Consider the following 22140-nt stretch of genomic DNA (forward strand, 5'->3'; position numbering starts at 1 on the left):
ATCATCACTTCGCCTCCCTGGAGGCCGCTTCTGTCCTCGCACGGGATGGATCGACATCCATGGCCTCGTCGGTCGTGAGGGAGGGCTGCTTCTCTGCGCTCTGGGCGACCTGGGACAACTGCGCCAAAGCCAGGATGACCGCACCGATCACTGTCAGGGCCACTCCAACGTCGAACAGCATGGCTGTGGCGAGTTCGAACGTGCCGATGACAGGCAGGCTGAAATAATCGAACGCTGTGGTCATGAATGGGGCCCCGAAAAGCAACGACCCCAGACCTGTCGCCGCGGCAACCAGCACACCCAGACCAATCAATGTGTGATGGTCCGCACGCAGACGCTGTGCTGCGAACTGATAGCCCGACGCCATGTATTGCATGAGGATGGCAATGGATACGACCAGGCCTGCGATGAAGCCTCCGCCCGGCTGGTTGTGGCCCCTCAGGAAAATATAGAGCCCGACCATCACGGCCAAGGGCAGCAGAAGACGCGTGGCGACCACGAGCATCATGGGGTGATGCTCGGGCGAACGCGGTGTATCAGGTTGCCAGGCAAGGATCCTGCGCCCGCTGGCACCATTGCCTGCGGTCTCCAGCAAGGAGAAGATACCCAGGGCCGCAATGCCCAACACGATGATTTCGCCGAAGGTGTCGAACCCGCGAAAATCGACCAGAATGACGTTCACGACATTGGTGCCCCCGCCGCCGGAATAAGCATTTTCCCAGAAGTAGCTGGAGATGCTGCTCAAGGGACGGGTCATCACGGCCCAGGCCGCGCCGCCGACACCAAGCCCGCACATCACAGCCAGCAGGCCGTCGCGGATGCGACGGGGCAGACCACTCTCTCGTGGGCTGGTTTTGGGCAGCAGGTTGAGCGCCAGCAACATCAACAAGATGGTGACCACCTCCACTGAAATCTGGGTCAAGGCCAGGTCCGGCGCAGACAGGTGGACGAAGCCAAGCGAAATCACGAGGCCGACAATGCCGATATAGATCAGCGACAGATACCTGGCCCTGTGGTTGACCACGACCAGAACCGTGGCGGTAATCATCGTCAGCCAGCCAACGATTGCCATGGGCGTTGCTGCCGTCGTGGGTCGCTCCCCGCCAACAAAGTCGAACCCGATAAAGCCGGCGAACCCGACGACAAGAGCGGTGCCGATAAACATCGCGATATAGCGTTCGAGCGATCCGTTCTGGGTTTGCGTCGTGAACGCCACCATTGTTGCGGTCGTGCCCTCGACGGCCCGATCGAAAAGCCGCTTGGCATCCGGTAGCGGCAGACCCTGCCAGACAACTGCGATCTGCCGATGTGCACTCAGCAGAACCAGGCCGAGGCCGATGGCCGCGACGCTCATGAAAAGAGCGGGGGTCACCCCATGCCAGAGCGACAGGGAATAATAGGGAGTGTCCCCCCCAATGACGGCCCGCGACACCTGTTCCACCAAAGGTCCGGCCACCACTGCAGGGAACAGGCCGATCGCGACGACCAGGGCAACCAGGACCGCCGGCGGGCCCCACAAGCCCACCCCGGGATCATGGGGTGCCTTCGGATAATCGTCGCGCCTCTTCCCGAAATAGACGTGCACGATGTAGCGGAACGAATAGGCCACCGAGAAAGTCGCCCCCAGGGTCGCCAGGGCCGGCACCAGCCAGGGCTGGCTCCACCAGACGGTGTGGGATGCCTCTTCCAGCATCATCTCCTTGGAAATGAAACCGTTGAGCGGCGGAATGCCAGCCATCGACAGGCCCGCCACCACCGCCAATGTGGCCGCGATCGGCATGAGGGTCGCAAGCCCGCCCAGCCGCCTGATATCGCGCGTCCCGGTTTCGTGATCGACAATGCCGGCGTTCATGAACAGAGCCGCCTTGAAGGTCGCATGATTGATGATGTGGAAGACACCAACCACAGCGGCCATGGGCGTACCGAAGCCGAACAGCATGGTCAGGAAGCCCAGATGGCTGATTGTAGAATAGGCAAGGAGCCCTTTCAGGTCGTCCTTGAACAGCGCCACGATCGCCGCGAATACCATCGTCACCAGGCCCGTGGTCGCGACCAGATAAAACCAGGCATCAGTGCCCGCCAGCACTGGCCAGAGCCGAGCCAGCATGAAGATGCCCGCCTTCACCATGGTCGCCGAATGCAGATATGCGCTGACCGGCGTCGGCGCGGCCATGGCGTGCGGCAGCCAGAAATGAAACGGGAACTGGGCCGATTTGGTGAAACAGCCACCCAGGATCAGAAGTAGCGCTGGCAGATATAACGGCGACGCCTGGATCACATCGCGGTTCTGAAGAATTACAGTCAGGTCGTAGGACCCTGCGATGTTGCCGAGGATCAGCAGTCCTCCAATCAGCGACAGCCCACCGGCACCCGTGATGGCCAGCGCCATGCGTGCTCCCTGTCGACCTTCGGGCAGGTGCCGCCAGAAGCCGATCAGCAGAAACGACGACAAACTCGTCAGCTCCCAGAAAATCAGCAGCAACAGGATGTTGTCGGACAGGACGATGCCCAGCATCGCTCCCTGGAACAGCAGCAGGTAGGTAAAGAACCGACCCATCGGATCGGCCTTGGCCAGATAGAAGCGGGCATAGACGATGATCAGCAGGCCGATACCCAGGATCATCCCAGCGAACATCAGACCCAGCGCATCAAGGAAGAGGTTGAGGTTCAGCCCGAGCAGCGGAATCCAGTCGACCTGAACCTGCACCGTCTGGCCCGCCATCACGGCAGGAGCCAGAACACCAAGGATCGCCAGCGCGCCCAGCGTCACGGCTCCCGCTGCCAGCGCACAAGCGTCGCGTCCGGCCCGAATCGCCAGCGCGGGGGCTATCGCTCCGATCAAAGGTAGAAAGGCAAGCAGGAGCAGCAAGAATCGACCTTCTCGGCGGAAATGATCTGGGTGAAGCCGCGTCCATCGCGCGCCACCTTGACCTTACCGGAGCGGGCTGGCCGCGACGACCCCCTGTGCTCAAAACTCACAGCATAAGGCAGTCGCATGCCGTTCTGGAACTGAAGACTGGGTGTTGAGCTCACCCGCCGCCGTGTACCTAAGCCGATCGTACCAGACCGTCAGGTCCTTGGTGCGCCAGGGGCGACGCGCCACACCGTGTTCGACAGATCGTCTGCGACCAGCAGAATACGGCGAACAGGGTCAAAGACCACACCCACGGGTCGTCCTCTCGCCTGACCATCATCAGTCAGAAAACCAGAGAGGAAATCCACAGGCTGCCCACTGGGACGCCCATTGGCAAACGGCACCCAGACGACCTTGTAGCCGGACAGATCCTGCCGGTTCCAGCTTCCGTGCTCCCCGATGAAGGCACCCTGGCTGAAGGTCCCGCCGAAGCCGCCGTCCGTCGCAAAGGACAGCCCCAGCGCCGCCACGTGGGAACCGAGCGCATAATCCGGCGCAACGGCTGTCGCGACCAGGTCTGGACGTTGGGGCCTGACCCGCGGATCGATATTCTTGCCCCAATAGCTGTAAGGCCACCCATAGAAGGCACCTTCGCGCACAGAGGTCAGATAGTCGGGGACAAGCTGCGGACCGATCTCGTCGCGTTCATTGACCACGGCCCACAAGGCGCTGGTCTGGGGTTCGATAGCCAAGGCCGTAGGATTGCGAATGCCGGTCGCCACCGTGCGACGTGCGCCCGTCACACGGTCGATGGCCCAGACCACGGCACGCTCTTCCTCCACCGCCATACCGCGCTCGCCGACATTGCTGTTCGAACCGATCCCGACATAGAGCGTCTGACCATCGGCGCTGGCGGTCAGCGACTTGGTCCAGTGGTGGTTGATCCGCGAAGGGAGTTTGGTCAGCTCCGTAGCCGGGGCCGTGATCCTTGTCTGGCCCGCCTGATAAGGAAAGCTCAGCAGCGCGTCCTGCGTGGCGACATAGAGGGTGCCATCCACGAAGGCGAGGCCGTAGGGGGCATCCAGATTGTCGATGAAAACGCTGCGTACCTCCGGCTGGCCGTCGTTGTTGGCGTCCCGCAGAAGGGTGACACGGTCACCGCTTTCAACCTGTGTATTGCCCTTCTTCTTGATCGATCCAGCGATCACATCCTTGGGCCTTAGCGGCGGTGCATTGCCGCCGCGTCCCTCGGCGACCAGAATGTCACCGTTGGGAAGCACCAGCATCTGGCGCGGGATGCGGAAATCCGTGGCCATGGCCGTGACCGTAAAGCCGGCCGGTGCAGTCGGGGTCTGGCCGTTCCAGCCGGTCGGGCTGGCGATCTTCATCGGCGGTACGAGTGTTTCACGAACGCCAGGCAGATCCGGAGTGGCTCCGGTTTGATTCAGGCCAGGATCGCTTTGGCCGCAAGCCGCCAATGTCAGCAACAAGGCGCTCGCGCCCATCAACGAACGCATCATCGCGCGATCTCCCTGGAGATGGTGGGGGTGTAGGCCATCACACCGGCAACCAGGGCCAGAACCGTGCACAGGATGGACAGGATGACGCCGAGGGCACCCACCGAACTCCATCCGTCCTGACTGTGTTTGAAGGCATTCACCAGGCCCAGGAGCCACATCGCCGCGAGAACGCCAAAGTAGATCAGTCGACGCGTTCTTTGCGGCGATCTCAGCGCAATGACCAATGATGCCAGCGCCCATGCCGCCGCTACACCGCCGAAGATCAGCGCGCCGACGATCAGCCAGGCGGCAAAGTTGGTCCACTGGATTTCAGCGGTCTGGAGGTAGGCGATGTCGGCCACTAGGCCCGCGCTGAATAGCGCGATGGGAAAGGCCAGGACGAGAGAATGCACGGTATGAAGTCCCCGCTCCGCCGCAGTTTCCAGTCTCATCGTCGCTCCTCGGGCCATGTGTGGGGTGACACATCTAATCCCCCTGACCCGCAATGGTTCATCTCGGGTTCATCTCGCTCATGTGGGCAAGGGCACAGAGTCGATCATCCCGCTTCGGGCAGGGCATAGGCAATGACATAGTCGCCTCTGGGCGTTTCCATGAAGTGGTGCCCCCCCGCCATGATGACCAGGTACTGTCGGCCATCCTGTTCATAGAGGATGGGGTTGGCCTGACCCCCGGCCGGCAGGACGTCCTGCCAGACCGTTTCACCGGTTTCGATGTCGATGGCGCGGATCAGGTCATCAGTGGCTGCCGCGATGAAGATCAGCCCACCGGCAGACACCGCCGCCCCACCGTTGTTCGGGGTTCCGATATCGACCGGGAGCATGGAGGGAATGCCAAATGGTCCGTTCTTGCGTGCTGTCCCGAAAGGTCTGTCCCACACCGTGCGACCGCTACGGATGTCTATGGCGCGAATGCCTCCATAAGGAGGCTGCTTGCACAGCATGCCTGTCGTGGCCATTCGCCAGCCGGCATTGACGTCGATCGCATACGGGACGCCAACCTGGGGGTCGCCGGCTCCCTCTGCCCCGCCGGAGACCGCACGAGGATCACCATGAGGAAACCACTTTTTCCGATCCGCCTCAGCCCGCGGCACCAGCCGATTGAAATTGGGCATGTCATTGTAATTGGCGATGATCCAGCCCTTGCGGGGTTCGATGGCCACACCGCCCCAGTCTGATCCGCCATTATAGCCGGGATACTGAATCCATCGCCGGTCACTGGTCGGCGGGGTGTAAGGCCCGTCATAGGCTGCCTGACGGAATCCGATGCGGCATATCATCTGATCGATCGGCGACATGCCCCACATGTCGCGCTCCCTCAGCCGAGGCTTCGCCAGTGTATGGAACAGTGAGAAAGGCTGGGTCCGGCTGCGTTCGGATGGCTCGACACCGCCCTGAGGCACCGGGCGTTCCTGCACGGGCGTGAGCGGGCGGCCGGTACGGCGATCAAGAATGTAGATGTCGCCCTGCTTGCTGGGCAGAAGGACGGCTGGCGTCGAACCCTGGGCCGATGGATAGTCGATCAGCGAAGCCTGGGAACCCAGGTCATAGTCCCAGACATCCTTGTGAACCGTCTGAAACGACCAGGCCGGGCGACCAGTGGCTACATCCAACGCGACCAGAGCCGTGGAATAGGCATTCTCGAGATCCGCGCGATCGCCGCTGTAATAGTCGGCGGCCGAGTTGCCCATCGGCAGATAGACCAGACCAAGCTCGTCGTCTCCGGTCGCTGTGGTCCACATATTGGGTGTGCCGCGGGTATAGGTCTGACCTTCTGGCGGCAGGGCAGTGATGTCCGGGCGCGTCATGTCCCAGGCCCAGCGCAGTTCGCCGGTGATGACGTCAAAGCCCTTGATCACGCCTGATGGTGCGCTCCGATACTGGCCATCGAGCACCTGGTGACCGGTCACGATCACACCGCGGACAATGGTGGGCGCAGAGGTCATGGAGACCATGCCCGGAATGACCCCACCCATTCCGGTCTTGATATCGACGGAACCGTTGTCGCCGAAATCGGCACATGGACGCCCTGTCGCCGCATCGACGGCAATCAGGCGACCGTCGAGCGTACCCTCGATGATACGAGCGGCGCAGGGTGTCGCTTCCGTACCCGCCGACTGGCCAGGGGTCCTTGCAGGCCCTGTAGTCGTGGCCGTCTCCGCTGTGGTCCGGACCACGCCGCCTGCTGCTGGCTGGCCCTGACCAGTGGTGGGCGTTTCATGATAGGCCACGCCGCGACAGGCTGCCGTATAAGGAATCCAGTCGTCGGAAACCTCGGGATCATAGCGCCAGCGCTGTCGACCGGTGCGGGCATCCAGAGCGATCAGAATGTTGCGCGCGCTGCAAAGATAGACGGTGTCGCCGACTTTCAATGGTGTGGTTTCGGCACCCCACTTTTCTTCAGGCAGGTCACCGGTGCGGAATGTCCATGCGCGTTCGAGCTGGCTTACATTGGCGCGTGTGATCTGCGTCAGCCCGGAGAACCTCTGGGCACCATGCGTGCCTCCATAGGCGGGCCAATCCGCTCCCGTCGTCTCGCCGTCGGCATTGGTCAACGGCAGCCCGCTCGTCGCTGCAGGAGACATGGGCCTGTTAGCCTGCGCCACCGCTACGCCAAACGCAGCGACGCCAAAGGTCAGCACGGCGGCTCCCAACCCTGCCATCTGCCAACCTCGTCTCGCGAGGAGGACAGGAAGGCAAAGGACGACACCGAACAGAATGACTGTGGGGGCTACAAGACGCGGCACGAGCGCCCAGCCGTTCAGCCCGACTTCCCACAATGCCCAGGCGAAGGTGGCGATGAAGACGCCAGTATAGATCCATGCGCCCATTGGCCGAAGGCGAAACAAGAGCCAGCCCGAAACGACCAGACCAGCTCCGGCAAGTAGATAGTATGCCGATCCACCAAGCCCAATCAGCCAGCCGCCCCCGACTAGAAGTGGAACTCCCAGAAGGAGTACCAGAATGCCGAATCCTCGGACCAACCACGCAGCCGCACTGGATTTCCGCGTCGCCTCGGCCATCTGAACCTCTCCCCTGCCCAGACGCTAACGAGCCGCGCTTCAGCAGGGTTCCAAATCGCCGCCAACAGGACGCTCAACCTGGATGAAAGTCTGTCTCGCAGGCCAGGAACCTATGCGCTGTCGAGGGCTTGAATAGATCGGACTGTATCAACCCTTTCGGGATGCGCTAGGTTCGGCTCGTCTTGCAGACAGGAAGGCCATGCAGCCCGGTATTCCCATTGCCTATTGTGGTCCGCCGCCCCTTCCGTCCGAGATGGTGGCGAGTTGGAACCTTGATCCCTTGGTCCTCGCGGCCTTGGGCATGCTGGCCGCTGGCGGACTGTTGGCACGCAGCATTCCGACCTATCGCCGATCTGCAATGGTCGCTGCCGCGATCGTGCTGGCGATTGCCTTCGTATCACCGCTCTGTGCCATGACGACGGCCCTGTTCTCGGCGCGAGCCGTCCATCACATCCTGCTTTACGCCGTCGCCGCACCGCTGCTAGCCATGGCTTTCCCGTTCAGACCCCGGTTTCCGACATCGGCTGCATTCCTGGGCTCCACCGTGGTCCTGTGGGCCTGGCACCTGCCGGCTCTCTACAGCGCGGCGCTCTCCAGCACAGTTGTCTACTGGGTCCTGCAGGGGCTTCTTGTGTCCACGGCCTGGCTGTTCTGGAGCCAACTCATGGATATCAAGCGCCCCGCTCTTTCCGCCTTGCCTGTCATTGCTCTAGGCGCGGGTCAGATGGGCCTGTTGGCTGCGCTGCTGACCTTCGCACCAGATCCGCTCTATGCAGAGCATCTGACGACCACTGCGGCGTTTGGATTGTCCCCGCTTGAAGATCAGCAACTGGCGGGTCTGGTTATGTGGGTTCCCGGCATGGCCGTGTTCCTTGTGCTGGCCCTTTGGCTGGGCCGGCGATCATGGTTCCAGATAAGCACAGGGCCGGCATGATCGTCGCCGTCAAAGCCCTGCACATCATCGCCCTGATCACCTGGTGCGCTGGCCTGATCGTGTTGCCGCTGCTGCTTGGCCGGCATCGCGCTTCCGAAAGTCAGTCGGCCTATGACCGGCTCCGCTACCTGACCCACTACAGCTATACGCGCCTGGTCACCCCCGCCGCCGTCGTCGCCATAGCCTCCGGCACCATCCTGATCTTCATGAGGACCGCGCTGACCCCGTGGCTGTTTGCCAAGCTGGTGGCGGTCGGCGCCCTGGTGTCACTGCACGGGCTGATCGGTCATACCGTGGTGTTGATGAGCGAAAGGCGCGGCGAGTATCAGCCCCCCTCCCCGGTCCTGATCCTGGTCGGCCTGTTTCTCTGCATGGCCACCATCCTGGTCCTGGTCCTGGCCAAACCGATGATCTCGCCAGAAGCCTTCCCGGACTTCATGACGCAGCCCCTCGGCCGTCAGCTCCCTTTCGACGAGACCCCGATTTGATATTCGAACACGAGCTTTCCGCCATGCCAGCCCGTGAACCCGGTGAACCCGAGAGCAAAGGCGGAGAGAAGCACGCCAAAAGGCAGAACCGCTGCCTCAAAGCCCATCAACCTCAGCCCCCAGTTTGCTCCCAGCAACGACAGAAGCATGACGGCAATCACGAAATGGGTCCAGCTGGCCGCCCTGGCCCTGATACCGGGTGCCCAGAGCAGTTCCACCGTTCCGGCAACGCCCGCCAGAACCCCCATCAGAAAGCCCATACCCGCGGCCCACAGACCCGCCCTTGCCCAGAACAGGTCACCCGTATACCAGTAAAGCAGATCGGCCCCGAATGTGCAGGCACACAGCGCGACCGGAAACGCCACCAGCATGGCATGGATGGGATGGCCGGCGACCGCCACCTTGGATCCCGTCCGGTGGAAAGAGGGGTCTTCCGCAATGGGATCGACCAGGCGCTTCTCGGCACTGTCTTCGGGCAAACTGGTCATGAAGCAGTTTTTGCCCGGATCGGCCGGTTGGTGCAACGCAGTCTGGTGCCGATCAGCATCCTGGGTCTGGCCGGATGCGCCGGAGAACTTTCGATTCTAGACCCCGCAGGCCCTGCCGCGGCATCGATCGCCCAACTCTGGTGGGTGATGCTGGCCGGGTCGGCCCTGCTCTGCGCTGTCGTCTTCATACCCCTCGTTCTGGCTTTCCGTAGACGACCCAAGGCTCGTGCGCGCGGTACACGGTTCTGGATCATCGGCCTTGGACTGGGCATGACCGGTGCAGTTCTGACAGCCCTCATGATCTATGCCTTCTTCGTGGGGCTGCGGACCATTCCGCTGCCGGCCCCTGATGTCGTCCGGATCTCGGCCGAGGCCGATCAGTACAACTGGACGTTCGGACATCCCGGGGCCGGTCCCGAGGACGTCATCGAGGTCGAGGGCATTCTGCACCTCCCGGCAGGCCGGCCCGTCGATCTGAGCGTCAGTGCGACGGATGTGATTCATGCCTTCTGGGCCCCGCGGCTAGCCGGAAAGATCGATGCCATTCCTGGCCATGACAACGTTCTGAGGCTCGTTGCCGATCAGCCAGGCATCTATCGCGGTCAGTGTGCCGAATACTGCGGCACCGGCCACTCAGCGCATGTCTTTTCCGTGGTGGTCCACAGTCCCGACAGTTGGGCCCGCTTCACGGGGCAGCAGCCATGACAGCACTTCAACTGCACAAGGATCTCAGCCGCATCTGGGGCAGCGACAAGGGATGGCGCGGCATCTTCACCACGGTGAACCACACCACCATCGGCAAGCGGTTCATCGTGACGGCCCTTTTCTATTTTGGGGTCGCCGGCATCCTGTCGATGCTGATCAGGGCACAGCTGGCGACGCCAGCCAGCGCCTTCGTGGGCCCCGACGTCTACAACCAGCTGTTCACGATGCACGGCAGCATCATGATGTTCCTGTTCGCTATCCCGATGTTCGAGGGGTTGGCGATGTATCTGCTGCCCAAGATGCTGGGGGCGCGCGACATGGCCTTCCCTCGCCTGTCGGCGCTGGGCTGGTGGTGTTACTTCTTCGGCGGGGCAATCCTGCTGGTCGCCCTGCTGGTTGGAGCCGCCCCGGACGGCGGCTGGTTCATGTACACGCCCCTGTCGGACAAGGTGCATACACCGGGCATCAATGCCGATGTCTGGCTGCTGGGTGTGACCTTCGTCGAAATATCGGCCATGTGCGCCGCGATCGAGATCATCACCTCGATCCTGATCCTGCGTGCGCCCGGCATGCGTCTGGATCGCATGCCCCTGTTCGCCTGGTATCTACTGGTCACCGCCGGGATGATGCTGTTCGCGTTTCCGCCACTGATCTTGGGCTCGATCCTGCTGGAGATCGAACGGGCGTTCGGCTGGCCATTCTACTCGATCGACAAGGGCGGCGATCCTCTGCTGTGGCAGCACCTGTTCTGGCTGTTCGGGCACCCCGAGGTTTACATCATCTTTCTGCCGGCCGCCGGGGCGATTTCGACCATCCTGCCGGTCATGGCCCGCACCCCCATCATCGGTTACGGCTGGATCGTCGGCGCAATCCTGTCCCTGGCCTTCCTCAGCTTCGGGCTGTGGGTGCACCACATGTTCACCACCGGCATTCCCAGTATGGCGCTGGCCTTCTTCTCGGCCGCATCAGGCCTGGTCGCCATACCCACGGGAGTACAGATTTTTGCCTGGCTGGGCACGCTCTGGGAGGGCCGACCACAGCTCAAACTGCCGATGTTGTATCTGATCGGCTTCTTCGTCGTCTTCGTCATCGGCGGTCTGACGGGCGTCATGCTGGCCATGGTTCCGTTTGACGTCCAGGCGCACGACACGGCCTTCGTTACCGCGCACCTGCACTATGTGCTCGTCGGCGGCTTTGTTTTCCCGATGCTGGCAGCGGCCTACTACTGGCTGCCCCACATCATCGGTCGCCTGGGTATTTTCCGTCTGGGCGAAGCCGCATTCTGGATGATCTTCGTCGGGTTCAACCTGACCTTCTTCCTGATGCATCTGACCGGCCTTCTGGGCATGCCGCGCAGGGTCGAGACCTACAGCTGGGAAACGGGTTGGGCCTGGCTCAACCTGATTTCATCGATAGGAGGCTTCGTCATGGCCTTCGGCTTTGCCCTGTTCGTGATCGATGTCGGGCTTCAGATTTTCCTGGGCCGCCAGGCCTCGCGCAACCCGTGGGGCGCGGGCACCCTGGAGTGGTCCATGCCGCGCGGGTCTCCGGTCTATAATTTTGCCAGCCTGCCCGACGTCCGATCCCGCGATCCGCTGCATGACGAGCCAGATCTTGCCCTGTCTCTCGCGCGCGGCGAGGGCTGGCTGGGCATGGCCCGCGCCGGTCGCCGCGAGACACTTGCGGTCGACCCTGTTTCTGGCGAGGCCCGGTCCATCGTCATACTGCCAGGCAACAGTGCGCTTCCATTTGTTATGGCCTGCTGTCTGGCCGGGTTCTTTCTGTCCATGCTTTTCAGCCTCTATCCACTGGCTCCGGTCTTTCTCGTCGGCGTGACCGTGATTGGCTGGATGTGGCTGTGGAAGGGTGGCCGAACGCGCGATCTGGGTGTGATCGAGGCTGCTGACGGCAAGACGCTCCCTGTTCACGACGAAGCCCCCCAGCCCCCGGCATGGTGGGCCACCACCCTTGCCCTCGCCGCCAGCGGCACCCTGCTGATTTCGCTTCTTTTCGGCTTCTCCTTTCTCTGGACCGTGGCCCCGGCCTGGCCACCTCAGATCCGTATGGAGGCCGCACTGGGCGAACTCATTGTCGCCGCTGCGGGTCTGGTTCTGGCTGGTCTCGGCGTGCGCATGGCCACGACCGCCGTCCGCCAGGGGGCGGGACCGCGTGCCCGGGGGCTGGCGCTGCTCATGGCGATGGCAGGCCAGGCTCTAGGCGTCACAGCCCTGATCTCGACGCTGATCTTGCGGGCACCGCCGCCATCCGGACACGCCTACGCGGCCATCCTGTGGATCCTGTTCTGCTACGCGATTTTCCATGGTGCCCTGGCGCTTCTGGGCCTGGCGTTCGTGTTCCTGCGCGGGCGGCGCGGCTACATATCGGCCCGGCGCAGCGCCGCGATACAGAGCGTCCAACTTTGGAGCGACTATGGTTCGGTCGTAACCCTGATTGCTCTTGGTGTGGGCATGATATCGGCGGTCGTCTGATGGCGGCACTGACACGCGCCTGCGGGGGGCTGCTGATCTGGGCTGTAGTCTTCAGCCTGATGTACGGTGCCCATGGCCTGGGATGCGAGCGCGGATGGGTCGGAGTTCCTGTGGCGGGAACATCCCTTCACCTGATCGTCCTTGGCGCATTATGGATTGCCGGTCTTGTGGTGCTGGCCGGCTATGGGGTCGTGCCGCGTCTGACCCGAAGCACAGAAGAAAAGCCGACGCTGATCGACCGCCTGACGACTGGCCTGGCCGCTGTGGGATTTATCTCGCTGATCTTCACAGGCGGCCCGATCCTGCTCTACCCCGCCTGTGTGTAATGGGCCTCTATGCCAACCGCCCCTTAACCAGATCGTCCACCACCGAAGGATCTGCCAGCGTGGATGTGTCGCCCAGGGCATCGGTCTCGTTGGCCGCGATCTTGCGCAGGATGCGCCGCATGATCTTGCCAGAGCGCGTCTTGGGCAGGCCTGGGGCCCAGTGAATGGCATCAGGCGCGGCTATCGGCCCGATCTCCTTGCGAACATGGGCAATCAGGGCTGACTTCAGATCATCGTGGGGATCGACGCCCGCCTTCAGCGTCACATAGGCATAGATGCCTTGGCCTTTGATATCGTGGGGGAAACCCACGACAGCGGCTTCGGCCACATGGTCGTGCAGAACCAGGGCGCTCTCGACCTCGGCTGTGCCCATGCGGTGGCCCGAGACATTGATGACGTCGTCAACCCGGCCTGTGATCCAGTAGTAGCCGTCCTCGTCACGGCGGCAGCCGTCGCCGGTGAAATACTTGCCGGGATAGGTGCTGAAATAGGTCTCGAAGAACCGCTGATGATCGCCCCAGACCGTGCGCATCTGGCCCGGCCAGCTGTCGGTGATGACCAGATTGCCCTCGGTCGCGCCTTCCAGCACGACACCTTCCGCATCGACCAGTTGTAACTCGACGCCCGGCAACGGCTTGGTCGCTGATCCAGGCTTCAGCGCCGTGGCACCGGGCAGTGGCGACACAAGAATGCCACCCGTCTCGGTCTGCCACCAGGTATCGACGATGGGACAGCGTCCCTCTCCCACCACCTCGTGATACCAGCGCCAGGCCTCGGGATTGATGGGCTCGCCCACGCTGCCCAGCAGACGCAGGGACTTGCGGCTGGTCGCCTTCACCGGGCCGTCGCCCTCGCGCATGAGGGCGCGCAGCGCGGTCGGGGCGGTATAGAAGATCTCGACCTTGTGGCGATCCACCACCTGCCAGAAGCGGCTGGCGTCAGGCCAGGACGGGATACCTTCGAACATCAGGGTCGTCGCGCCATTGGCCAGCGGACCATAGACGCAATAGCTGTGCCCCGTGACCCAGCCGACGTCAGCCGTGCACCAGAAGACTTCGCCCGGCCGATAATCGAAGACCAGTTCATGCGTGTAGCTGGCCCAGAACAGATAGCCGCCGGTCGTATGCAGTACGCCCTTCGGCTTGCCCGTCGAGCCGGAGGTATAGAGGATGAATAGCGGATCCTCGGCATTCATCGGCTCGCATGGGCAGTCGTCGGAGACGCGCTCTCGCGCCGTTTCGTAGCGGATGTCGCGGCCTTCGATGATCGGCACATCCGTGCCTGTGTGCGAGACCACAAGCACCTTTTCGACCAGACCCTGAACGCCGGCCCGTTCAAGGGCAGCATCGACATTCGCCTTCAGAGGCACGGACTTGCCACCCCTACGTCCTTCGTCAGCGGTGATGACGAAGCGCGAACCGCAATCCTCGATCCGCCCTGCGATACTGTCAGGCGAGAAGCCGCCGAAGACGACGGAATGCACCGCGCCGATGCGGGCGCAGGCCAGCATGGCCATGGCCGCCGTCGGTACCATCGGCATGTAAATGGTGACGCGGTCGCCCTTCTGGACGCCCATGCCCTTAAGGACATTGGCCATGCGGCACACCTCGGCGTGCAGCTCGCGGTAGGTCAGGCCGCCATGGCGGTTGGGGTCATCGCCTTCCCACAGGATCGCGGTCTGTTCTCCGCGCGTTTGCAGGTGCCGGTCCAGGCAGTTCCAGGCGACATTCAGCACCCCATCGGCGAACCAACGGATGTGGAAGTCGGCCTTGTCGAACGACACATCCTTGATGACGGTCGGAGCGGTCATCCAGTCGAGCCGCTGGGCCGCCCCCGCCCAGAAGGCGTCCGGTGTCTCGCGCGCCGCCAGGCGTGCGGACTCATAGACCTCGCCATTCATATGGGCACGGGCGGCCCATTCAGGCGCGACGGGATAGACTTCAGGATCAGTCGACATTCACGCTCACTTCAGAACCCATATTTGGCGAACATCGCCAGGCGGCTCATGTCACCGCTGGCACCGGACTCCAGCTCGCGCTCACCGAACATCAGCTCGCCGCCCACGTCCAGCCCGGGCAGAGGGGTCCAGATCAGATTGACCCGCGAGCTCTGCGCCGAGCGGTTCACGGCAAGACCCGTCAGACTGGCGTCATTGTCCACGTCCTGCATCGACAAGATCAGGTTGGAGCGCCAGCCGGGTGCCCAGACGTGGCGATAGGCCATGAAGCCCGCGACCACCGGAATGGCCTCCAGCTCTCCACTGGCATCCAGCACCGCATCATTGGCGAAGTTCAGCCCGACGTAGCGGCCGATCCCCTCCCCGCCTGTGACCATGAAGCGGAAATCGTCCTGGGTCCCGACCTTGATCTTGCCGGACAGGGACAGACCCCAGCCCAGGGCGTCGGTGTCGATCCCCGCCGTCGGCACTTCGTATCGCAGCTGGCGCACAAGACCCGCCAGCACCACGTCGCCCCAAGGCCGCGCATGGACATAGCGCGCCGTGAAGTCGGGGGCCGAATTGTCGTCGGCCACGATGCGCGCACCGCCGGAGAAGGGACTGACGGTGGTTTCGGGGTTCTCGATCGAGACCGAGAAGGGGCCGCGCGTGTAGCGGACCTGGGCCTGGCGGTTGAAGACGGTGCCTTCGGACGGACCCACATAATCGGCGGTTTCAGGCAGGGCCGAAACATTCTGGAAGTTGGTCCATTCCTGTCCGAACAGCCAGTTGTCGATGGTGACATAGGCGCGGCGCAGGGCGGGCGTCGCGGGGCTGGTAGTGCGCTGGTCGCCGGTGCCGGGCAGGACCTGAAAGTCCATCTCCACACGCGAGCCGACGCGGTGCCCACCAATGAGACCCTCGGTCGTGAACCAGAAGCGTGACTGCCGGGCGTTGAAGTCGGTCGCCGTCCCCTCGCTGGCACCGCCGATCGGGATCGAGCTGGGCAGATAAAACTCCCGCAAGGCATCGCCATTGGCCGGATCGCCGTCGCTGTATCGGCTGGCCATGGCGTCGAACTTCACATAGCCGCCCAGCTTGACCGTATGCGCCCCGATGCGAAACCCGTCCGCGGGGGCGACGGGAGCCGGAGCGGCGGGCGCGGCGGCGACCTGGCGGTCCAGCCGGATAATATCGTCCGTCTGGGCGGCCTGGGCGGCACGGGCTGCGGCGATGTCGCTGCGCAGGGCGTTCAACTCTGATTCCAGCAGGGCGATCCGGGCTTCCAGAGCCGCCGGATCCGATTGGGCCATACTGACACCGGGCACGGCCAGCAGGGCGACAACGGCGGTGCCGGCCAACAGATGAAGCTTCATGCGACGTCCTCCCGGGTTCGTCTGATGCGAACCTCCCTGAGGACAGCTTCAGGGATAGGGGGCGGTCGGGGCCATTAGCCATTGGTCTAGTTTCGACCAAGGTCTAGGGGTGTCACAATGCCGCTGTAAGCCGTCGCAAGAACCCGGTCACGCCAGGAAGGATGCCCATGGATCGTGTCGTCGTCGCCGACGATCATCCCCTGTTCCGCGCGGCCGTCGCCTCTGCGGTGGCTCGCGCTCTGCCGGGCGCACAGATCGACGAGTGCGACAGTCTGGCCGGTGCGCGTGAAGCCCTGAAGATGCCGGCCGACCTGGTGCTGCTGGATCTCAAGCTGTCGGACTGCGACGGGTTCTCCGGCCTGGTCGCCCTGCGCAGCGAGTTCCCCGCCACGCCTGTCGTCGTGGTCTCGGCCAGCGAAGATGTGCCGACTATTCGGCGAGCGCTGGCCTTTGGGGCGTCGGGTTTCATTCCCAAGTCCGCCTCGCTGAACGAGATGGTGGAGGCATTGACCCGCGTTCTAGCCGGCGATGTCGCCGCCCCGGTCCTGTTCGACGATGTCCCGATCGGCGATCTGGAAAAGCGGATCGCCAGCCTGACGCCCTCCCAGCTCAAGATCCTGACCGGGCTTCAGTGCGGGCGCCTGAACAAGCAGATCGCCTTCGACCTCGGCGTAACCGAGGCGACCATCAAGGCGCACCTGACGGGCGTGTTCCGCAAGCTGGGGGTCCAGAACCGGACCCAGGCCGTCATCGCCGCCCGAACTCTGGATCTCGACCCCAGCGCGGCGTGAAGCTTAAACGGCCAATCGACTGAGGAAGGCTTTCAAGGCGGCGGGCTTGACCGGCTTGGCCAGCAGCGTGGCTCCCGCATCGGCGGCACGGGCAGCCAAGGTTTCATCTGCATCGGCGGTGATCAGGGCAATGTGTGCTAGCCCTCTGCGCCGCAGGGTGTCGGCGACAACCAGCCCGTCGGGCCCATCGCCGAGATGCAGATCAACCAGAGCCACGTCGATGATGCTGTCGAGAGCCAGGGCCGCATCGGCATCCGCAGCCGTCGTCATCTCTACGCCCCACCGGGCCAGAAGCGCCGTCAGGCCCGCCAGGATCGCTGGATCGTTGTCGACGCACAGCACACGCAGACCCGATAGCCCGACGGATGCCGCCCCATGAACCACGGCTTGGGCGATGGCGGGCTCGGCGCGCGGGGCCGTTACCGCAAAGCTCGAACCCTGCCCTTCACGCGACACCACGGTCACTGTCTGACCGAGCAAGTCGGCCACCTTGCGCACGATGGCCAACCCCAGACCGGCTCCCGGTTCTTCGCCCGAGGCAGACGGCAGCCGCACGAATTCCCCGAAGATGCTCTGCTGCTGACCCGTCGGAATCCCACGCCCCGTGTCGTGAACCTCGAAGCGGACGTGATCGCCTTGCCGCCTGACACCCAGCAGCACGACCCCGCGATCCGTATAGCGGATGGCGTTGCCGACAAGGTTCTGGAGCATGGACCGCAGCAAATCCCGGTCCGAAGCCACCCACAGGCTGGACGGCAGGACCTTCAGCCGCAGCCCTCTCGCCGTGGCCAAGGGCTCGAACTCCCGCAGCAGGTCATCGAACAGGCTCTGGATCGATAGGGGCTGCACCGTCGGCTTCACACCCCCGGCTTCCAGGCGAGACAGGTTGAGCAAGGCCTTCAGCAGCCGATGGGCACTCTCGATCGATCGGTCGGCGTTGTCGGCCAGGGCATGCGGCCCGGCATCGGTCAGGCCAGGCTCTTCCTTCAACGCCGCGATGAACAACCGAGCGGCGTGGAGCGGTTGCAGCAGATCGTGGCTGGCCGCGGCCAGAAACCGGGTTTTGGAGGCCGTCGCCTCCTCGGCCATGCGCTTGGCCTCGGCCAGGCGTTCGGTACGATCGGCGACCCGCGCCTCCAGCCGCTCGTTCGCCTCTTCCAGCGCTTCGGCTGCGCGGCGCAGCTCGGTGATGTCGGTATAGCTGGTGACATAGCCGCCGCCGGCCATGGGCGTGCCGGTCGAGCGCAGAACGCGACCATTGGGCTGGATGCGCTCATAGACATGCGGCTCGCGCCGACGCAGCGCCTCCAGCCGCCGCTCGACCCAGGCCTCGATGTCCCCCGCGACCTCACCCCGCTCGGCATTCAGGCGATAGATGGAGGCGACCGGCTGGCCAACGTGGACGAAGCCGGACGGCAGGTCGAACAGGGCCACATAGCGCGCGTTCCACGCGATCAGCCGCAGGTCCGCGTCGACGACGCTGACGCCCTGATCGATATTGTCCAGGGTCGCTTGCAGAAGCTCGCGATTGAACTGAACGGCCTGCGAGGCCTCGTCCAGCATCCGCACCACGTCCTCCGGCGCGCGCCCTCCCCCCGCCAGAGCCGCCGAGATGACGCGCCGTGCCGAAGATGCACCGACCGCCCCGGCCAGCATGCGTTCGGCCGCTCGGGCAAGGCCGGCATCGGCGGGGTCCTTGTCCCTGAGAACCTGCCCCGTTTCGCGCTCGAGAGCCTGAAAGGCGCGCATGGCCCCCGCCTCGCCGACGAATCGGGCGACCAGCGTCTTCAGATCGCCGATCAGGGCACCCGCCGGAGCGGGATTGGGCTCACGCCAATCCGGGCTCAGCCTGTCGACGAAGGCGCGAGCCTGAACCCGGTCGATCAGGCGAGGCTGTACGAGTCGCGAGACACCGACATAGATCGCCGTATTGACCAGAAGACTCAGAAACACCCCCAGCGGCAGGGTGTCGGCGATCCCGAACGGCGTCGCATCCGCCAGCCCCATCGACGATCCGACCTGAGGCCAGGCCAGCAGCACGAACCAGATGACCGTGCCCGCCACAATCCCGGCGAAGGCCCCGCGCGCATGGCCATCCCTCCACAGGACCGCACCGAATAGGGCCGGGGCCAGTTGGGCCAAGGCGGCGAACGATGTCAGGCCGATGGAGGCCAGGCCGCTGGACCGGTCCATGGCCTGAAAATACAGCCAGGCCAGAAACAGCACCGCACAGATCACGACGCGCCGGACCTGAAGGATGGCCCCGGCCATGTCCGAGCCGTCCTCCCGCGCCCGCCAGCGATCGCGCGCAACCAGCGGCAGGATCAAGCTGTTGGACGCCATGGCGGACAGGGCCACGGTCTCCACGATGACCATGGCCGTCGCCGCCGAAAATCCGCCGACAAAAACAACGGCGGTGAGCAGCCCATTGCCCTGGCTGAACGGCAGGTCCAGCACGAACAGGTCCGGATTGGCGATGGCCGAGAACAGTCCGCCTGCCGCCAGCAACGGGATGACCGCCAGGCTGGTGATCAGCAGATAGAGCGGAAAGACCCATCGCGCCCGCCGGATGTCCGCCGGAGCCGCCGCCTCCACGAAGGCGACGTGGAATTGTCGGGGCAGACAGAAAATGGCCAGGGTCGCCAGAACAGTGATGGCGATGAAGCGCCCGTCCAGGTCCGGCATAGAGGCCAGACGGCCCAGGCTGGCGGTTATCTCCGCGCTGTCCGGCGCCCCCAGGATCAGCAGGACGGCAAACACGGCCACGGCCACCAGCGCCGCCAGCTTGACCACCGATTCCAGCGCGATGGCCTGGATCAGACCGCGATTGTGCTCCGTCAGGTCAGGACGCCGGGCCCCGAACAGGATGGTGAACCCCGCCAGCACGATGGCCACCCCGGTCACGGTCAGGCCTTCCGACCCCGCCACCGGCGTATCGGCCATGACCAGGGTCCAGGCCATGGCCAGCGACTTCAATTGCAGTGCGATGTAGGGCAGCGACCCCACGATGGCGACGCAGGCGACCAGCGCCCCCAGTCCCTGGCTCTTGCCATAGCGGGAGGAGATGAAGTCCGCGATGGACCCGACGTTCTCGCGCCGGGCCGTCGCCGCGATCCTGCGCCAGATCGGGAACAACAGCACGATCCCCAGGGCCGGGCCGATATAGATGGGCAGGTATTCCCACCCGTCCCGCGACGCCGTACCCACCGCGCCATAATAGGTCCAGGAGGTGCAGTAGATGGCCAGTGACAGGGCATAGGCCCACGGTCCCATGCGGCCCGGCTTGCCCCGCGCCGCGCGCCGCTCACTACGCCAGGCGACGAGGAACAGCATCGCCATATAGGCGGCCACCATCGACAGGATCACCAGGCTGAGCATCGCACTCATCTAGAGAGGCTCCCGGGCTGTGTCGCAAGGCCAAGGGGCGGGCCGACCGTTTCCGGTCGACCCGCCCCCTGTTGTCTGCACGTCATCGATATCAGGCGTTGAGATCGACGTCCTTGCCTTCCTTGACCAGCAAGAAGCCCAGCACGACCGTCGCGAGCGCGACGATGATCGGGTACCAAAGGCCGTAGAAGATGTTGCCTGTCGCCGCGACCAGCGCGAAGGCCGTGGTCGGCAGGAAGCCACCGAACCAGCCGTTGCCGATGTGATAGGGCAGCGACATCGAGGTGTAGCGGATGTTGGTCGGGAACATCTCGACCAGGGCAGCGGCGATCGGGCCGTAAACCATGGTCACATAGAAGCCGAGGATAAACAGGATCAGCACCACCATCGGCTTGTTGACCTGCGCACTGTCGGCCTTGGCCGGATAGCCGGCGGTCGTCAGGGCTTCACCCAGACCGGCTTCCCAGGTCTTCTTCTGGGCTGCGAAGTCGGCCGTGCTCAGGGCCTCGCCGCGGAAGGCCGGATAGACCACGTCGTTGCCGATGCGGACCTCTGCCACCGTCCCGGCCGGAGCCGCGACATTGGTGTAGTTCACGCCCGCCTTGGCGATGTAGGACTTGGCCAGGTCGCAGGACTGGTTGAACACCGTCTTGCCCACGGGATCGAACTGCAGATTACAGTCCGCCGGGTCCGCATAGATGGTCACCGGTGCCGATTCCGTCGCCGCGGCCAGCGCCGGGTTGGCGGCATGCGTCAGGGCCTGGAACAGCGGGAAGTAGGTAATCGCCGCGATCAGGCAGCCCGCCAGGATGATAGGCTTGCGCCCCACCTTGTCCGACAGCCAGCCCCAGAAGATGAAGAAGGGCGAGGCGGCCAGAAGCGCGATGGCCAGCAGTATGTACACCAGGGTGGCGTCCATCTTCATGACCCGTTCCAGGAAGAACAGGGCGTAGAACTGACCCGTGTACCAGATGACCGCCTGACCGGCCGTCAGACCGACCAGAGCGATGATCACTAACTTCAGGTTCGGCCATTTGCCGAAGGAGTCCTTGAGCGGCGTCTTGGAACCCTTGCCTTCGGCCTTCATCCGCTTGAACGACGGGCTTTCAGCCAGCTTCAGGCGGATCCACAGCGAAACGCCCAGCAGCAGGATCGAGACCAGGAATGGAATTCTCCAGCCCCATTCCGCAAAGGCCTCCTCACCGACCGCCAGGCGCACGCCCAGAATGACCAGCAGGCTGAGCACCAGACCGGCAGTGGCCGTGATCTGGATGAACGAGGTGTAGAAACCGCGTTTGCCCTTGGGCGCATGCTCAGCGACATAAGTCGCGGCCCCGCCATACTCGCCGCCCAGGGCCAGACCCTGAATAAGACGCATGGCGACCAGGATGATCGGCGCGGCGATGCCGATGGCCGCATAGGACGGCAACAGACCCACCACAAAGGTCGACAGCCCCATCAGCAGCATGGTGACCAGAAAGGTATTCTTGCGCCCCCACAGATCGCCCAGCCGCCCGAAGAACACCGCTCCGAACGGACGCACGGCGAACCCGGCGGCAAAGGCCATAAGCGCGAAGATATAGCCTGTGGTCTCGTTCACGCCCGAGAAGAACTGGGCCGTGATGATCGCGGCCAGCGATCCGTAGAGATAGAAGTCGTACCATTCGATCACGGTGCCGACGGACGACGCCAGAATCACCAGGCGGTCGTTCTTGTCCACCACATGTTCCGGTTCGGCCGGTGCGCCTATCGCGCTATCGGTCATAGTCTAGCCTCCCAAAGCTCGCCGTTATCGGCTGTTCTCACGCATCGCCCGAAGCGATCGTC

The 22140-nt window shown here is 63.8% G+C and carries 15 protein-coding genes; 6 read left to right on the forward strand and 9 right to left on the reverse strand.

The features are described from left to right. Nucleotides 1-4: 4 nt before the first annotated feature. The 4 genes from WC585_RS00735 to WC585_RS00750 form a co-directional block, all read right to left on the reverse strand. Nucleotides 5-2869, reverse strand: coding sequence for a monovalent cation/H+ antiporter subunit A (locus tag WC585_RS00735; RefSeq protein WP_373255612.1), 2865 nt, complete (start codon nt 2867-2869; stop codon nt 5-7). Between the two features lie 200 nt (nt 2870-3069). Next, entirely contained in the window at nt 3070-4374 is a 1305-nt protein-coding gene (locus tag WC585_RS00740) for a sorbosone dehydrogenase family protein (protein WP_373255613.1), read from the reverse strand. Then, entirely contained in the window at nt 4371-4805 is a 435-nt protein-coding gene (locus tag WC585_RS00745) for a DUF2231 domain-containing protein (RefSeq protein ID WP_373255614.1), read from the reverse strand. The genes WC585_RS00740 and WC585_RS00745 overlap by 4 nt, the downstream gene beginning before the upstream one ends. A 104-nt stretch (nt 4806-4909) precedes the next feature. Next, the gene (locus WC585_RS00750) at nt 4910-7393 is read right to left on the reverse strand and encodes a membrane-bound PQQ-dependent dehydrogenase, glucose/quinate/shikimate family (RefSeq protein WP_373255615.1); all 2484 of its coding nucleotides are present in this window, start codon (nt 7391-7393) and stop codon (nt 4910-4912) included. A 199-nt stretch (nt 7394-7592) separates the two neighbouring features. Here WC585_RS00750 and WC585_RS00755 point away from each other — a divergent pair, with 199 nt between their 5' ends. Both WC585_RS00755 and WC585_RS00760 read left to right on the forward strand, forming a co-directional pair. Further along, nucleotides 7593-8327 (forward strand): cytochrome c oxidase assembly protein, encoded by a 735-nt coding sequence (locus WC585_RS00755; protein WP_373255616.1) that lies wholly within the window; start codon nt 7593-7595, stop codon nt 8325-8327. Further along, the gene (locus WC585_RS00760) at nt 8324-8815 is read left to right on the forward strand and encodes a CopD family protein (RefSeq protein ID WP_373255617.1); all 492 of its coding nucleotides are present in this window, start codon (nt 8324-8326) and stop codon (nt 8813-8815) included. Before WC585_RS00755 ends, WC585_RS00760 begins: the two co-directional genes overlap by 4 nt. Here WC585_RS00760 and WC585_RS00765 read toward each other — a convergent pair. After that, a complete protein-coding gene (locus WC585_RS00765; RefSeq protein WP_373255618.1) occupies nt 8785-9303 on the reverse strand; it encodes a DUF2231 domain-containing protein in 519 nt (172 codons plus the stop codon). The genes WC585_RS00760 and WC585_RS00765 overlap by 31 nt on opposite strands. Nucleotides 9304-9333: 30 nt before the next feature. Here WC585_RS00765 and WC585_RS00770 point away from each other — a divergent pair, with 30 nt between their 5' ends. Genes WC585_RS00770 through WC585_RS00780 form a run of 3 tightly spaced genes read left to right on the forward strand, consistent with a single transcriptional unit; the run spans nt 9334 to nt 12823 of the window. Beyond that, complete coding sequence (locus WC585_RS00770; RefSeq protein WP_373255619.1) at nt 9334-10008, forward strand: cytochrome c oxidase subunit II; 675 nt, start codon at nt 9334-9336, stop codon at nt 10006-10008. After that, nucleotides 10005-12497, forward strand: a complete 2493-nt coding sequence (ctaD, locus tag WC585_RS00775) for a cytochrome c oxidase subunit I (protein ID WP_373255620.1) — start codon at nt 10005-10007, stop codon at nt 12495-12497. The genes WC585_RS00770 and ctaD overlap by 4 nt, the downstream gene beginning before the upstream one ends. Next, nucleotides 12497-12823, forward strand: coding sequence for a hypothetical protein (locus WC585_RS00780; RefSeq protein WP_373255621.1), 327 nt, complete (start codon nt 12497-12499; stop codon nt 12821-12823). Before ctaD ends, WC585_RS00780 begins: the two co-directional genes overlap by 1 nt. Nucleotides 12824-12830: 7 nt before the next feature. Here the strand turns inward: WC585_RS00780 and acs are convergent, their stop codons facing one another. Both acs and WC585_RS00790 read right to left on the reverse strand, forming a co-directional pair. Then, entirely contained in the window at nt 12831-14780 is a 1950-nt protein-coding gene (acs, locus tag WC585_RS00785; RefSeq protein ID WP_373255622.1) for an acetate--CoA ligase, read from the reverse strand. 11 nt (nt 14781-14791) lie between these two features. Further along, a complete protein-coding gene (locus tag WC585_RS00790; RefSeq protein ID WP_373255623.1) occupies nt 14792-16135 on the reverse strand; it encodes a DcaP family trimeric outer membrane transporter in 1344 nt (447 codons plus the stop codon). Between the two features lie 167 nt (nt 16136-16302). On the opposite strand from WC585_RS00790, the gene WC585_RS00795 reads away from it, so the two are divergent. Continuing rightward, the gene (locus WC585_RS00795; RefSeq protein ID WP_373255624.1) at nt 16303-16926 is read left to right on the forward strand and encodes a response regulator; all 624 of its coding nucleotides are present in this window, start codon (nt 16303-16305) and stop codon (nt 16924-16926) included. Between the two features lie 3 nt (nt 16927-16929). Here WC585_RS00795 and WC585_RS00800 read toward each other — a convergent pair whose 3' ends face one another. Together WC585_RS00800 and WC585_RS00805 are read right to left on the reverse strand one after the other, a co-directional pair. Next, entirely contained in the window at nt 16930-20313 is a 3384-nt protein-coding gene (locus WC585_RS00800) for a PAS-domain containing protein (protein ID WP_373255625.1), read from the reverse strand. A gap of 91 nt (nt 20314-20404) precedes the next feature. After that, nucleotides 20405-22078, reverse strand: a complete 1674-nt coding sequence (locus WC585_RS00805; protein ID WP_373255626.1) for an MFS transporter — start codon at nt 22076-22078, stop codon at nt 20405-20407. Nucleotides 22079-22140 lie beyond the last annotated feature (62 nt).

This window comes from Brevundimonas sp. (assembly GCF_041648055.1).
GTDB lineage: Bacteria > Pseudomonadota > Alphaproteobacteria > Caulobacterales > Caulobacteraceae > Brevundimonas.